This is a genomic window from Herbaspirillum sp. SJZ107 (assembly GCF_006715485.1).
GTDB lineage: Bacteria > Pseudomonadota > Gammaproteobacteria > Burkholderiales > Burkholderiaceae_D > Telluria.
On the sequence record NZ_VFNH01000002.1, the window covers coordinates 626,232 to 639,741 of the forward strand.

The 13,510-nt window shown below is 65.0% G+C and carries 15 protein-coding genes; 6 read left to right on the top strand and 9 right to left on the bottom strand.

Annotation, left to right across the window (positions count from 1 at the left end; all coding sequences use genetic code 11):
* The first annotated feature begins 144 nt into the window (after window positions 1–144).
* Window positions 145–381, top strand: coding sequence for a hypothetical protein (locus FBX97_RS12480; protein WP_141832042.1), 237 nt, complete (start codon window positions 145–147; stop codon window positions 379–381).
* Between the two features lie 36 nt (window positions 382–417).
* Here the strand turns inward: FBX97_RS12480 and FBX97_RS12485 are convergent, their stop codons facing one another.
* On the bottom strand, window positions 418–1,980 hold the full coding sequence (locus tag FBX97_RS12485; protein ID WP_141832044.1) for a class I adenylate-forming enzyme family protein: 1,563 nt from the start codon (window positions 1,978–1,980) through the stop codon (window positions 418–420).
* A gap of 151 nt (window positions 1,981–2,131) precedes the next feature.
* Here FBX97_RS12485 and FBX97_RS12490 point away from each other — a divergent pair, with 151 nt between their 5' ends.
* The 4 genes from FBX97_RS12490 to FBX97_RS12505 are packed head-to-tail and all read left to right on the top strand — an operon-like array spanning window position 2,132 to window position 5,284.
* A complete protein-coding gene (locus FBX97_RS12490) occupies window positions 2,132–2,974 on the top strand; it encodes a formate dehydrogenase accessory sulfurtransferase FdhD (protein WP_370457233.1) in 843 nt (280 codons plus the stop codon).
* 7 nt (window positions 2,975–2,981) lie between these two features.
* Window positions 2,982–3,689 (top strand): ABC transporter permease, encoded by a 708-nt coding sequence (locus tag FBX97_RS12495; RefSeq protein ID WP_141834392.1) that lies wholly within the window; start codon window positions 2,982–2,984, stop codon window positions 3,687–3,689.
* Entirely contained in the window at window positions 3,686–4,429 is a 744-nt protein-coding gene (locus FBX97_RS12500) for an energy-coupling factor ABC transporter ATP-binding protein (protein WP_141832046.1), read from the top strand. The genes FBX97_RS12495 and FBX97_RS12500 overlap by 4 nt, the downstream gene beginning before the upstream one ends.
* A 45-nt stretch (window positions 4,430–4,474) precedes the next feature.
* On the top strand, window positions 4,475–5,284 hold the full coding sequence (locus FBX97_RS12505; RefSeq protein ID WP_141832048.1) for an extracellular solute-binding protein: 810 nt from the start codon (window positions 4,475–4,477) through the stop codon (window positions 5,282–5,284).
* Between the two features lie 174 nt (window positions 5,285–5,458).
* Here the strand turns inward: FBX97_RS12505 and FBX97_RS12510 are convergent, their stop codons facing one another.
* Genes FBX97_RS12510 through hemF form a run of 7 tightly spaced genes read right to left on the bottom strand, consistent with a single transcriptional unit; the run spans window position 5,459 to window position 11,584 of the window.
* On the bottom strand, window positions 5,459–6,559 hold the full coding sequence (locus tag FBX97_RS12510; protein WP_141832050.1) for a glycosyltransferase family 9 protein: 1,101 nt from the start codon (window positions 6,557–6,559) through the stop codon (window positions 5,459–5,461).
* A 53-nt stretch (window positions 6,560–6,612) separates the two neighbouring features.
* A complete protein-coding gene (rng, locus tag FBX97_RS12515; protein WP_141832052.1) occupies window positions 6,613–8,088 on the bottom strand; it encodes a ribonuclease G in 1,476 nt (491 codons plus the stop codon).
* 58 nt (window positions 8,089–8,146) lie between these two features.
* Window positions 8,147–8,767 carry a nucleoside triphosphate pyrophosphatase gene (locus FBX97_RS12520; RefSeq protein ID WP_141832054.1) on the bottom strand — a complete coding sequence of 207 codons (621 nt, stop codon included), beginning with the start codon at window positions 8,765–8,767 and terminating at the stop codon, window positions 8,147–8,149.
* Window positions 8,768–9,238, bottom strand: coding sequence for a 23S rRNA (pseudouridine(1915)-N(3))-methyltransferase RlmH (gene rlmH, locus FBX97_RS12525; RefSeq protein WP_141832056.1), 471 nt, complete (start codon window positions 9,236–9,238; stop codon window positions 8,768–8,770).
* Between the two features lie 27 nt (window positions 9,239–9,265).
* Window positions 9,266–9,955, bottom strand: a complete 690-nt coding sequence (gene rsfS, locus FBX97_RS12530) for a ribosome silencing factor (protein ID WP_141832058.1) — start codon at window positions 9,953–9,955, stop codon at window positions 9,266–9,268.
* Complete coding sequence (locus tag FBX97_RS12535) at window positions 9,955–10,653, bottom strand: nicotinate-nucleotide adenylyltransferase (RefSeq protein WP_141832060.1); 699 nt, start codon at window positions 10,651–10,653, stop codon at window positions 9,955–9,957. Before FBX97_RS12535 ends, rsfS begins: the two co-directional genes overlap by 1 nt.
* A gap of 4 nt (window positions 10,654–10,657) precedes the next feature.
* Complete coding sequence (gene hemF, locus FBX97_RS12540; protein ID WP_141832061.1) at window positions 10,658–11,584, bottom strand: oxygen-dependent coproporphyrinogen oxidase; 927 nt, start codon at window positions 11,582–11,584, stop codon at window positions 10,658–10,660.
* A gap of 223 nt (window positions 11,585–11,807) precedes the next feature.
* Here hemF and FBX97_RS12545 point away from each other — a divergent pair, with 223 nt between their 5' ends.
* A complete protein-coding gene (locus FBX97_RS12545) occupies window positions 11,808–12,131 on the top strand; it encodes a GIY-YIG nuclease family protein (protein WP_255517445.1) in 324 nt (107 codons plus the stop codon).
* 104 nt (window positions 12,132–12,235) lie between these two features.
* On the opposite strand, the gene purD is transcribed toward FBX97_RS12545, so the two are convergent.
* Window positions 12,236–13,507 (bottom strand): phosphoribosylamine--glycine ligase, encoded by a 1,272-nt coding sequence (gene purD, locus FBX97_RS12550; protein WP_141832063.1) that lies wholly within the window; start codon window positions 13,505–13,507, stop codon window positions 12,236–12,238.
* Window positions 13,508–13,510: the final 3 nt, after the last annotated feature.

Sequence of the window (13,510 nt, forward strand, 5' to 3'; positions counted from 1 at the left end):
CGCGATTTAGGAGAAGTCCTACGTAATGTCGGCATTCGATAAGGAGATTCTATTTCTAATAAGAATTTTTTCGGCTATCCGGCTTGACAGCTCGGGGCGATGGCCCCATTTCAGTGCAAGATGACAGCGGAAAGGAACAGAAGCATGTATATGGTGTATTGGACGCTGATCGGGGACGAGGAAAGCCGGCCCGAAGCGCAAGCCTTCGACACCAGCGAGATGGTCGAAGCGATGAAATTCATGGAAGGTTTGCGCAAGCGCCAGCGCGAGGGGGAGGGCGTGCGCTTCATCACGATGTGCTCGGAGCATCCGGATGTGGTCGGGCATCCGGGCGTGGATGTGACGGGGCCGGATTACAACTGGAAGAAGCGGCGCAAGTAATCGTAGCAGCTCAGGTGGACGGCTCTGCCGTCAACCCTACGCCAATTCAGCCGCAAGGTCCTTCAAAGCATTTTTCAGGATCTTGCCGGTAGCCGCGGCCGGCAAGGCTTTCATCAGCACGATCCGCCCGGGCCGCTTATAGGGCGCCAGCCGTTCGGCCGCCCAGGCCTGCAGCTGGTCCACCGTCGGCGCCTGCCGTGGATCCGGCTGCACGAACGCCACCACCTCCTCGTTGCCGTCCGCCACCGCCTTGCCGACCACGGCCGACTGCGTCACTCCCGGATGCGCATTCAGCACCGTCTCCACCTCCAGCGGAAACACGTTGAAGCCGGAGCGGATGATCAGCTCCCTGGTGCGGCCGACGATGAACAGCGCCCCATCCTCCCCGTGGCGCGCCATGTCGCCGGTATTCAGCCAGCCGCCCGGGCGTAGCGCCGCTGCGGTCAGCAAAGGTTCGCGGTAATAGCCGCGCATCACGTTCGGACCGCGCACCCACAGTTCGCCGGCCTGCCCATCGGCCAGGTCGCGGCCGGCCTGGTCGACGATGCGCACGTCCACGCCCGGGATCGGCTGGCCGACCGACGTGTCGGCACGCGGCGCGTCGAGGCGGGTCTGGCTGACCGTCGGCGCGGCTTCGCTCAAGCCATAACCGTTGTGCAGCGGCAGGCCGAGCAGCGCTTCCACGCGGCGCTTGAGGTCCGGATCGAGCGGCGAGCCGCCGGCGTAGGCAAAGCGCAGCCGCGATGGCAGCCGTGCGTTCCCTGCCAGCTCCAGCAGGCGCGCATACATGGCCGGCACGCCCTGCACGATGGTGAGGCCGTCGTCGCGGATCGCGCGCAGCATCGCGTCCGGCGTGAAGCGCGGCGCCAGCTGCAGGCAGGCGCCGGCGCTCAGGGTCCCCAGCAGTACCGAAGTCAGGCCGTACACGTGCGAGATCGGCAGCACGCCCCAGGCGCGGTCCTGCGGCGCCAGGCCGCGCAGGCGGCTCGACACACCGGCCACGAACAGCAGGTTCCGATGGCTCAGCATCACGCCCTTGGGCTGGCCGGTGGTGCCGGTGGTATAGACCAGCGCGGCGACCGGTGCGCCGGCCGCCGGGTCGCCGGCCGCCGGATCGTCATGCACCGGCTCGGGTGCGCAGGCCTCGTTCAGCGGGCCGATCATCACATCCGTATCGGCGGCGAACGACGCCCCTGCACGCGCCGCGTGCGCAGCCGCTTCCGCCGACAGCGCCGCCGTGTACAGCGCCAGGCGCGCGCCGCAGTGAAGCTGGATGGCGTCGATCTCGGGCGCCGACAGGCGCGGGTTCAGGTTGACGATCCAGGCGCCCACGGTCGAGGCGGCAAAGATCAGCGCCACCTGGGCGCTGCAGTTCTCGCTGACCAGCAGCACGCGGTCGCCGGGCCGCACGCCGCAGCCGCGCAGCAGGGCGGCGTAGCGGTCGATCTCGCCGACCAGCGCCGCGTACGACAGCGTGCGCCCTTGTTCCGCGGTTCCTTCGATGAGGGCCGGCGCGTCCGGGGTGCGCGCGGCTGCAGCACGCGGGATGGCATCGATGCGTGCCGGCAGGGCTGCCAGTAAGGCCTGTACGTCGATCATGGAATCCGTCGCTGACACAAAAGGCGCACATCATACGCCTGGGACGGCCACCCGCACACGCATGGTGGCGTCCCGTTTTTGCCAGCCATGGCACACTGACAAGATGAAGCGAACCGATTTCTTTGCTGCAGTGCCACATTACCGCCCTGCGATGTCCGCGTCCAGCGCCGGCCTGACCCACGAAGTGGTGTCCATCGACGAGCGCGGCCGTCCATCCACGCTGCACATCCCGGCCGAGCGCCCGCTGACCGTGTATGTCGACAAGCGCGAACTGGTGACCCTGATGACGCTGGGCGGCGCGCCCGAGGCGCTGACCCTGGGCTACCTGCGCAACCAGCGCCTGGTGCGCTCGATCGAGGACATCGTCTCGGTGCAGGTCGACTGGTCGGTGGACGCGGTGGCGGTCGTCACCCGCAACGGCATTGCCGACGTCGAGGCGCGCACCGCGAAAAAAGTGGTGACCACAGGCTGCGGCCAGGGTTCGGTGTTCGGCGGACTGATGGACGAGGTCGAGACGATCACGCTGCCTGCGGACGCACGCCTGGCGCAGTCGGTGGTCTACCGCATCGTCGATACCATCCGCACCCAGCAGTCGGTCTATAAACAGGCGGGCTCGGTGCACGGCTGCGCGCTGTTCTCCAACAGCGGCGAGCTGCTGTACTTCGTCGAAGACGTGGGCCGCCACAACGCGGTCGACGCCATCGCCGGCCTGATGTGGCTGGACGGCGTGGCCGGCGCCGACAAGGTGTTCTACACGACCGGCAGGCTCACGTCCGAAATGGTGATCAAGGGTGCCCAGATGGGCATCCCCTTCCTGCTGTCGCGCTCCGGCACCACCCAGATGGGACACATGGTGGCCGGGAAGGTCGGCATGTCGCTGCTGGCGCGCTGCAGCGGCACCCACTTCCTGCTGCTGGCCGGTGCCGAACGGCTGGTGTTCGAGCCGGGGCTGCTGGAACCCCTGAACGCGCCGCGGCGCGTGCCGGTGGCCTGAGATGGCACTGCCCCTGGTCGACGCCACGCTGCACGCCTTCAGGCTGCTGGTCACGGGCGACGCCGACCTGTGGCACATCATCTGGGTATCGCTGAAGACCAGCGTGATCGGCCTGCTGCTGGCGGCGCCGCCGGCGGTGCTGCTCGGCTACCTGATCGCGATGAACCGCTTCCGCGGACGCCGCATCGTGATCTGGCTGGCGCAGGCGGCGCTGTCGCTGCCGACCGTCCTGATCGGCCTGCTGCTGTACCTGCTGCTGTCGCGGCGCGGACCGCTGGGCGAGCTGCAATGGCTGTTCTCGCAGCCCGGCATCGTGCTCGGCCAGTGCGTGGTGGCGCTGCCGGTGCTGCTGGCGTTCACGCTGGCGGCGGTGCAGGGCCTCGATCCGCGCTACGCCGAAACGGCGGTGGCGCTGGGCGCCTCGCGCCGCCAGGTGATGCTGCGCGTGCTGTACGAGGGCCGCTTCGGCGTGATGGCGGCGGTGCTGTCCGGCTTCGGCCGCGTGATCTCGGAAGTCGGCTGCGCGCTGATGGTGGGTGGGAACATCGAAGGCCAGACCCGCACCATCACCACCGCCATCGCGCTGGAAACGAGCAAGGGCGAATTCGCCCAGGGCATCGCGCTCGGCATCGTGCTGGTGGCGCTGGCGCTGTTGATGAACGGCGCGCTGATGCTGCTGCAGGGCGACGCCCACGCGGCCAGGGAGCGCGGATGAGCATCAGCATCCACACCAGCATCAGCGCGGCGGTGTACGAAAACGAGAACCAGCGCCAGCGCGACGAGCGGCGCAAGGCGCTGCTGGGCGTGCGCGGCCTGCGCAAGCGCTTTCACGAGCACAAACGCGAGCGCCTGCTGTTCGACATCGAGCGCATCGAAATCGCCACCCACGGCGCCTATGTGCTGACCGGGATTAACGGCGCAGGAAAAAGCACGCTGCTGCGCGTGCTGGGCGGCCTCGAGCGCGCCGAGATCGACAGCCTGCGCTTCCAGTGCGACGATGTGCTGCGCGTGCATCCTTACCCGCGCGCGCTGCGCGAAGCGATCGTCTACGTGCACCAGCATCCGATCCTGTTCTCGACCAGCGTCGCCCACAACATCGGCTACGGCCTCGGCCTGCGCAAGATGCCGAAGGACGAGATCGCGCGCATCGTGGCAGAAGCGATGGCCTGGGCCGGCGTGAGCCATCTGGAAGGCACCGACCCGGCCAGGCTGTCGGGCGGCGAGAAGCAGCGCGTGGCGCTGGCACGCGCCAAGGTGCTGCAGCCGAAACTGCTGCTGCTGGACGAGCCGACGGCCAACCTGGACGGTTCGGCGCGCGAACAGGTGATCGAACTGATTCCGACGCTGGTCGAAGCGGGCAGCAGCGTCGTCATCGCCTGCCACGACCGCGACCTCATCAACCTGCCGGGCGTGCAGCGGATGAAGCTGCGCGACGGCCACCTCGAATACCGTTGACCGATTTATAATCTGGTCAGTTTTATAACCAGACTAGGGGTCACCATGCAACGCCGTTCCTTGCTCACACTCGTCTTGAGTGTCGCTTTCGCCACGCCTTTCGCCCATGCCCAGAACGACAAGGTACTGCGCCTGTCGACCACCACCAGCACCGAGAATTCCGGCCTGCTGGCCTACCTGCTGCCGAGCTTCGAAGCCAGGACCGGCATGAAGGTCAACGTGATCTCGGTCGGCACCGGCAAGGCGCTGGAACTGGGCAAGAACGGCGACGTCGACGTCACCCTGGTCCACGCGCGCGCGCTGGAAGACAAGTTCGTGGCCGAGGGCTGGGGCATCGACCGCCGCGACGTGATGTACAACGATTTCATCGTGGTCGGCCCGGTCGCCGATCCGGCCAAGCTGAAGGGCGAACGCGACGTGATCGCCGCCTTTAAAAAGATCGCCGCCGGCAATGTCAAGTTCATCTCGCGCGGCGACAATTCCGGCACCGACGTGATGGAAAAAGGCTATTGGCAAAGCGCCGGCGCCAAGCCGGCCGGCACCAACTACGTCTCGGCCGGCCTGGGCATGGGCGAAGTGCTGAACATGGCCGCCGAAATCGGCGCCTACACGCTGACCGACCGCGCGACCTATGGCGCCTATAAAGCCAAGACCGGGCTGGCGATCGCGGTGGAAGGGGACAAGCGCATGTTCAATCCCTACGGGATCATTGCGGTGAATCCGCAGAAGCACAAGGGGATCAACTACAAGGGGGCGAAGCAGTTGATCGAGTGGATGACCTCTGCCGAGGGGCAGGCGAAGATTGCGGCTTTTAGACCGGCTGGAGAACAGTTGTTCTTCCCGTCGGCCAAGTGATGCGTTAACGGTTTTCGTGCAACTTGGGCCCCTGCCTTCGCAGGGGCGACGTATCCACCACCTGCGGCTGTAAAACCGTCGCCCCTGCGCAGGCAGGGGCCCAAGTTCTCCGGACCGTCCAAAAATTAAAAAAGGCCGCAAGCAGCGGCCTTCATTTCATCCCCGAGCAAGCAATCACGCCAAAGCGTGCATCACCGCCTGCACCGGAATCGCCTTCACCCAATCGCGCCGCTGGTCGGCCGTGATCACGGTGCTGTTGGCCTTGTCCACCGGCGCCCACTCCGGCGTCTTCTGGCGCATCAAGGCCACCACCGGCACCCCGACCGCGTTCGCCAGGTGCATCACCGCGGTTTCCACCGATACGATCAGGTCGCATTGCGCCAGCATCGCCGGCAGCTGGAAGAAATTCTCGTTGGCGCTGAACAGCTCGGTGCGGTCGAGCTGGCGTTCGGCCAGCATGGCCTTCACGTTATCGATTTCCTGCGGCACCGCGTTGACGATGAAGCAGGCGTCGCGCCACTCGGGCTGGGCGCGCATGGTGGTGATCAGCTCGGCCACGCGCTCGACTGGCCAGCAGCGCTTGCGGGTCTTGGCGAACGGATTGATGAACACCAGCTTGCCCTGGCGCCCGGCGAAGCCCCATTCGGCCAATTTTGCGCGGGCGCCTTCGATGTAGCGTTCCGGGATGTGCACGAACGGAATGCGTCCGCTAGGGGGAATATCGACGTTGGCCAGCTGGCGGAACCAGCCGGCATACACGTCGCTGATGTGCGGCGCGGCGCTGCGGTCGGCCGGGTCCGGATCCATGCTCGCATCGAGCTTGCGGTAGCTGAAGTAGCGGTGCAGGCCGAAGCCGAGCGGCTTCTTGAAGCCAGTGACGAAGCCGTCCGGACTGATCTCACGCGCCAGGTGCGCATAGAAATGCGGACGCAGCGTGGCCAGCGACACCACGATCGGGTACTGCTCCTGGCGCGCGTCCTGGATCGAAGCCTGGAACAGCGCGGGCGAGTAATTCTGGTCGTACACCTTGTCGATGAAATCGCAGGCGGCCAGCCAGTCGTACAGCACGTTCTTCTTGAGGTGCGGCCATTGCGCAGCGTCCGCCGTGCGCCGCACCTCATCCACCCACAGGTGCAGTTTCAGGTGCGGATAGGCGCGTGCGAATGCCGCGAAGCAGTTCTGCAAATAGGTGTAGTCGCCCAGCGCCAGGTGGGCGATGAACAGGATCTTGTCCGACTTGGCCAGCAAGTCGGCAGGGATGAGAGGTGGATTCATTATGTCTTACGGTGCCGCCAGTGCTCGTTAGTGTAGTCCAAACGAGCCGAAAATCACATCAGGATCACGTCGTACTGCTCCTGGTGATAGCCTTTTTCCACCTGCAGCGAAATCTTCTTGCCGATGAAATCGCCCAGCATCGCCAGGTGCTGCGACTCTTCTTCCAGGAACAGGTCGACCACTTCCTGCGAGGCCAGGATGCGGAACTCGCGCGGGTTGAACTGCTTGGCTTCGCGCAGCAGTTCGCGCAGGATTTCGTAGCAGATCGTGCGCGAGGTTTTGACCTGCCCCTTGCCGCTGCAGGCCGGGCAGGGCTCGCACAGGATGTGGGCCAGCGATTCGCGCGTGCGCTTCCTCGTCATCTCGACCAGGCCCAGCGCCGAGAAGCCGCTCACCGACACCTTGGTGCGGTCGCGCGACAGGGTCTTCTTGAGCTCCGCCAGCACGGCATTGCGGTGCTCGTTGTTCTCCATGTCGATGAAGTCGAGGATGATGATGCCGCCCAGGTTACGCAGGCGCAGCTGGCGCGCGATGGCGTGCGCAGCCTCGAGATTGGTCTTGAAGATCGTGTCGGCGAAATTGCGCCCGCCGACGAAGCCGCCGGTGTTCACGTCGATCGTCGTCATTGCCTCGGTCTGGTCGACGATCAGGTAGCCGCCGGACTTGAGGTCGACGCGGCGGCCCAGCGCGCGCAGGATTTCTTCCTCGACGCCGTACAAATCGAACAGCGGCCGCTCGCCGGTGTAGTGCTGCAGGCGCGACAGCACGCTGGGCGTGTAGATCTGGGCAAAGTCCACCAGGCGCAGGTAGTTTTCGCGCGAATCGACCAGGATCGCGGCGGTCTCGTCGTGCACGAAGTCGCGCAGCACGCGCTGGGCCAGGCTCAGGTCCTGGTACAGCAGGCTCGTGGCTGGCCGCGTGCGCGAGCCCTTGACGATGGCACTCCAGGTCTTGCGCAGGTAATCGATGTCGGCCGCGAGGTCGGCATCCGACGCGTCCTCGGCCTGGGTACGCACGATGTAGCCGCCTTTTTCTTCCGGCGGCAGCAGGCCCTGCATGCGGCTGCGCAGCGCGTCGCGCTCGGATTCCTTTTCGATCTTTTGCGAGATGCCGATATGCTTGTCTTGCGGCAAGTACACCAGCATGCGGCCGGCGATCGAGATCTGCGTCGACAGGCGCGCGCCCTTGGTGCCGATCGGATCCTTGATCACCTGCACGGTCAGCACTTGGCCGTCGTACAGGATCTTTTCGATCGGGGTCGGGCTGGCCGTGCTGCTGCCGTTGGGACCGTCGTGCGGTCGCGCTTCCCAGATGTCGGCCACGTGCAGAAAGGCGGCGCGTTCCAGGCCGATGTCGATGAAGGCCGACTGCATCCCCGGCAGCACCCGCACCACCTTGCCCAGATAAATATTGCCGGCGAGGCCGCGCGTGAGCGTGCGCTCGATGTGCAATTCCTGCACGGCTCCCTGTACCACCAGCGCGACGCGTGTTTCCTGTGGGGTGATATTGATCAGGATGTCTTCAGTCATGAGCCAAGGCCGTGCATTTATTGTTCAGGGTGCCATCATACACGGGGACCGTGTGGCCTCACAGAACCTTGATGCCTGCCTTTTGCAACAACTGCGCCGTCTCGAACACCGGCAAACCCATGATCCCCGAATGGCTGCCCTGGATATGCTCGATGAACAGTGCCGCCAGCCCCTGGATGCCGTAGGCGCCCGCCTTGTCGTAGGGTTCCGAGGTCGCGCAGTAGGCCTTGATCATCTCCGGGGGCAGCTTGGCGAAACGCACGTCGGACACCTGCGTGATCTGCTCGGTCACGTCGGTATGGTGCAGCGCGACCGAGGTCAGCACCTGGTGGGTGCGGCCCGACAGCCGCTCCAGCATCGCGACCGCCTCGTTCGGGCTTTCCGGCTTGCCCAGGATCTCGCCGTCGATGGTGACGGTGGTGTCGGCCGACAGCACCGGGCGCAGCGGCATGCGGCGCAGGTGCAGCACCTTCCAGGCAAACGCGCCTTTTTCGCGCGCGACCCGTTCCACATAGGCCAGCGCCGGCTCGCTCGTGTGCACGTCCTCGCTCACGTCGACGCCGCGGCCCGGGTCGGAGCGCAGGCTCAGCAGTTCGAAATCGATGCCGACCTGGCGCAGCAGTTCACGGCGGCGCGGGCTTTTCGAGGCGAGGTAGATTTTCTTGTCGAGCGGTCTCATTTAAACCCGGTGGTAGGGGTGGTTCTGGGTAATCGACCACGCACGATAAAGCTGTTCCGCAAGCATCACCCGCACGATACCGTGAGGCAGGGTCATGCTGGAAATGCGGATCAGCCCATCGGCGCGCGCCTTCAACTCGGGATCGAGGCCGTCGGCCCCGCCGATCAAGAAGGCGACATCGCGCCCGTCCTGCTGCCAGGCTTCCAGCTGCTGGGACAGGCCGACGCTGGTCAGGTCCTTGCCGCGCTCGTCGAGGGCGATGATGCGCACGCCCTTCGGCAGCACGGCTTCGATGCGCTCGCGTTCGAGCGCCATGGCGGTGGCCGCGGTCTTGCTGCCCGAACGCTCGACCGGCTTGATTTCCTTGAGCGAAATGCGCAGCTCGGGCGGCATGCGCTTGACGTACTCGGCAAACCCGGTCTCGATCCAGGCCGGCATCTTGTGGCCGACCGCGGCAATGATCAACTGCATCGATTAATTACGCAAAAGGCAGAAGGCTTATTCGGCGGCTTTCTTGACGGCGCGGCGGATGACCTTCTTCACCGGCGCGGCATCGGCTGCCGGCGCGGCGGCCTTGGCCAGGCGCTTGGTGGTCGCGGCTTTGGCGGCCTTGGCGGCGGCGGCATCGGCGGCAGCGGCTTTCGGCACGGCGACTTTCACGGTGGCGCCGGTCGGGATCTTCTTGGCGGCCGGTTTCTTGGCGGCGGCACCTTCGGCCTTCTTTGCAGCCGGCTTGCGCTCGCGCACCGGCTTGGCTTCCGGCTGTTCCTGGGTTGCGGCCAGGTGCTTCGATTTGGTCTTCGGTGCAGCGTCGGCTTCCTGCGCTTCGGCGCTCGATTTGCGCTTGGCGGCGCCCAGCTTGACGGGCTTCTCGCCCCAGATTTCTTCCAGGCGGTAGTACTGGCGGATGGCCGGCTGCATGATGTGGACGATCATGTCGCCGAGGTCGACCAGCACCCATTCACCCGTGTCTTCGCCTTCCAGACCGACGACATCGCCGCCTGCTTCCTTGACCTTGTCGCGCACCGAGGCGGCGAGCGCCTTGGTCTGGCGATTCGACGTGCCGGACACGACCGCGATACGGTCGAACAGGCTGGTCAGGTTGGTCGTGTCGAACAGGACGATGTCCTGGCCCTTGACGTCTTCGAGGGCGTCGACGACGAGCGTTTGCAGTTTCTTGATATCCATTAGCTCTTGTATAAGTTATGTTGTTGAATATAGTCTAGCACTTGCGGTGCGAGGCACGCGCCAGCCTTGGAGGCCGCATTTTCCTCGTTCACCATGCCGGATTTCACGCTGTTTTTTAATGCCTGGCGCACCTCGGTCGCCGAGATATCGACCGCCAGCGTATGGGCCAGGCAGACCCGTCCGGCAGCGCTGGCGCGCACGTCTTCCGGCGTGCTCTTGCGCTGCGCCAGTTCGGCCGCCACGCCAGGCGCCAGGCCCGCTTCCTCGAGGCTGTAGCCGGGACGGGCCGCCACCACGAAGTTGGCCAGGTCGAACAGGCTGTGCCAGTCGCGCCAGGTGTCCAGCTTCTGCAGCTGGTCGGCACCCATCACGAACACCAGCGAGGCGTCCGGCCCCAGTTCGGCACGCAATTCGCGCAGGGTCTCGACGGTATAAGTCGGGGTCTTGCGGTCGATCTCGCGGGTATCGATCCCGACCTTCACGCCGGGCGGAAAGCTGCCCGCCTGGAGTGCCAGCTGCAGCATCGCGACACGGTCGGCATCGCTGGCCTGCAGCCCGGCTTTCTGCCACGGCTGGCCGGCCGGCATGATGCGCAGTTCGTCGGGGTGCAGCAGTTGCGCGCACAGTTCGGCCAGTGCGATGTGGCCATGGTGTACCGGGTCGAAACTGCCGCCCAGCAAAGCAACGCAAGTCGTCACGCTGTCAGTCACGCTGTCCGTCACTGAGCAGCCAGTCCCGGTGCGGCAGGAAATCGCTGTACAGGGCCGCTTCCGCGCTGCCCGGTTCCGGATGCCAGTCGTAGCGCCATTTGACGATCGGCGGCATCGACATCAGGATCGCTTCAGTACGACCGCCCGACTGCAGGCCGAACAGGGTGCCGCGGTCCCACACCAGGTTGAACTCGACGTAGCGGCCGCGCCGGTAGGCCTGGAAGTCGCGTTCGCGCTCGCCGTAGGCCTGGTCCTTGCGCGCCTTGACGATCGGCAGGTAGGCGTCGAGCAAACCGTTGCCGACCTTCTGCATCAGCGCATACGAGGCATCGAAGCCGAGCTCGTTGAAATCGTCGAAGAAGATGCCGCCGACGCCGCGCGCTTCCTTGCGGTGCTTCAGGTAGAAATAATCGTCGCACCAGCGCTTGAAGCGCGGATGCAGTTCGCTGCCGAACGGCGCCACCGCATCGTGGCAGACCTGGTGAAAATGGCGCGCATCATCAAAGTTGCCGTAATACGGCGTCAGGTCCATGCCGCCGCCGAACCACCACACCGGTTCCTTGCCTTCCGCCGTGGCCTCGAAAAAGCGCACGTTCATGTGCACGGTCGGCGCATACGGATTACGCGGATGCAGTACCAGCGACACCCCCATCGCTTCCCATGCACGCCCGGCCAGTTCCGGCCGCGCCGCCATCGCCGACGGCGGCAGGCTGGCCCCGCGCACATGCGAGAAATTCACGCCGCCGCGCTCGAACACATTGCCTTCCTCGATCAGGCGCGACACACCGCCGCCGCCCTCGGCACGCTCCCAGGTGTCGCGCAGGAAGGGCTTGCCATCGACGTCTTCGAGCGCTTGCACGATGCGCGCCTGCAGGTCGAGCAGCCAGGCCTTGACGGCGGCAGGGTTGGGGGTGGACATGTGGGAATTGGACAGGAACGAAAAAATGAACGGGGATTGTACACTGATGCGGGGGATTGTGATAGGAGACCGATAATGGGCGGAAAAGCAAATCACTCGCAACGCTTTCATGGCGTTATCGTTAAACCGTCGCCCCTGCGAAGGCAGGGGCCCAAGTTTCCCGAATAGCGATACTGCATGTCCTTGCGGCGAATCATCAATATGAAAGGCGCCTCCATTCACCATGGCCGCTTTATCTTCCCGCTGCGTCGATATGGAAAAGTCCAGCTACGTTTACATGATGGCCAACACGCCTTATGGCACCTTGTATGTCGGCTCCACTACCAACCTCGTCCAGCGTATCTGGCAGCACCGCGAGGGTGTGATCGAAGGGTTCACCAAGCTGCATGGTTTAAAGAGGCTGGTTTGGTATGAGGTCCATGGCGAAATCATGGACGCCGGGCTTCGCGAAAAGCAGATCAAGTTGTGGAAGCGGGACTGGAAAGTGAACCTGATTCAGGAGATGAATCCGGAGTGGCGGGATCTCTACGAAGAGATCGTGCGGTAGGGAGAGAACTTGGGCCCCTGCCTGCGCAGGGGCGACGTGCTTACCGTGTTGGCCTTGAGATCGTCACCTCTGCGCAGGCAGGGGCCCAAGTTGAATACAGTGTATCAAGACTGCTTCACCCCACGCCACCCAATGTCGCGGCGGTACTGCGCCCCATTGAAATGGATCTTGTCGACAGTGTCGTAAGCCTGCTTCTGCGCCATCTTGACGCTGTCGCCCAGGCCCACCACGCACAGCACGCGCCCGCCCGCAGTTTGCAGGGTACCGTTCACCAGCTGGGTGCCGGCGTGGAAGGTGATGCATTCCGGGGTTTCTGGCGGGATGCCGTCGATGACGTCGCCTTTTTGCGGGCTGTCCGGGTAGCCACCGGCGGCCATCACCACGCCCACCGCGGTGCGGCGGTCCCATTCGAGTTCGACCACGTCGAGCGTGCCGTTGCAGGCGTGCTCGAGCACGGTCACGAAATCGCTCTTCAGGCGCGCCATGATCGGCTGGGTTTCCGGATCGCCCATGCGGCAGTTGAATTCCAGCGTCTTTGGATTGCCGGCGGCGTCGATCATCAGGCCGGCATACAGGAAGCCGGTGAAAGGGATGCCGTCGCGGGCCATGCCCTGGATGGTCGGGTTGATGATCTCGCGCATCACGCGCGCATGCATCGACGGGGTCACGATCGGCGCCGGCGAGTAGGCGCCCATGCCGCCGGTGTTCGGACCCTGGTCGTGGTCCTTCAGGCGTTTGTGGTCTTGCGAAGTGGCCAGTGCCAACACGCTCTTGCCGTCGCACATGACGATGAAGCTGGCTTCCTCGCCGGCCAGGAATTCCTCGATCACGATGCGGGCGCCGGCGTCGCCGAAGCGGTTATCGGACAGCATGTCGTCGACCGCCTGGTGCGCTTCTTCGAGCGACATGGCAACCACCACGCCCTTGCCGGCGGCCAGGCCGTCGGCCTTGATCACGATCGGCGCGCCGTTGGCGTCGATGTAGGCGTGGGCCTGGGCGGCGTCGGAGAAGGTCTGGTACTTCGCGGTCGGGATGCCGTGGCGCTGCATGAAGGACTTGGCAAAGTCCTTCGAGCTTTCCAGCTGCGCCGCTTCGCGCGTCGGGCCAAAGATCTTGAGGCCGCGCGCGCGGAACAGGTTGACGATGCCGGCCGCCAGCGGCACTTCCGGACCGACCAGGGTCAGGGCGATGTGCTCGGCGACGACGAAGTCGGCCAGCGCGGCCGGCTCTGTGATGTCGATGTTCACCAGGCGCGGATCGCGCGCGGTGCCACCGTTGCCGGGCGCGACGTAGACCATCTGCACGCGATCGGATTGGGCCAGTTTCCAGGCCAGGGCGTGTTCACGGCCGCCAGAGCCGACTACCAGGATTTTCATGGG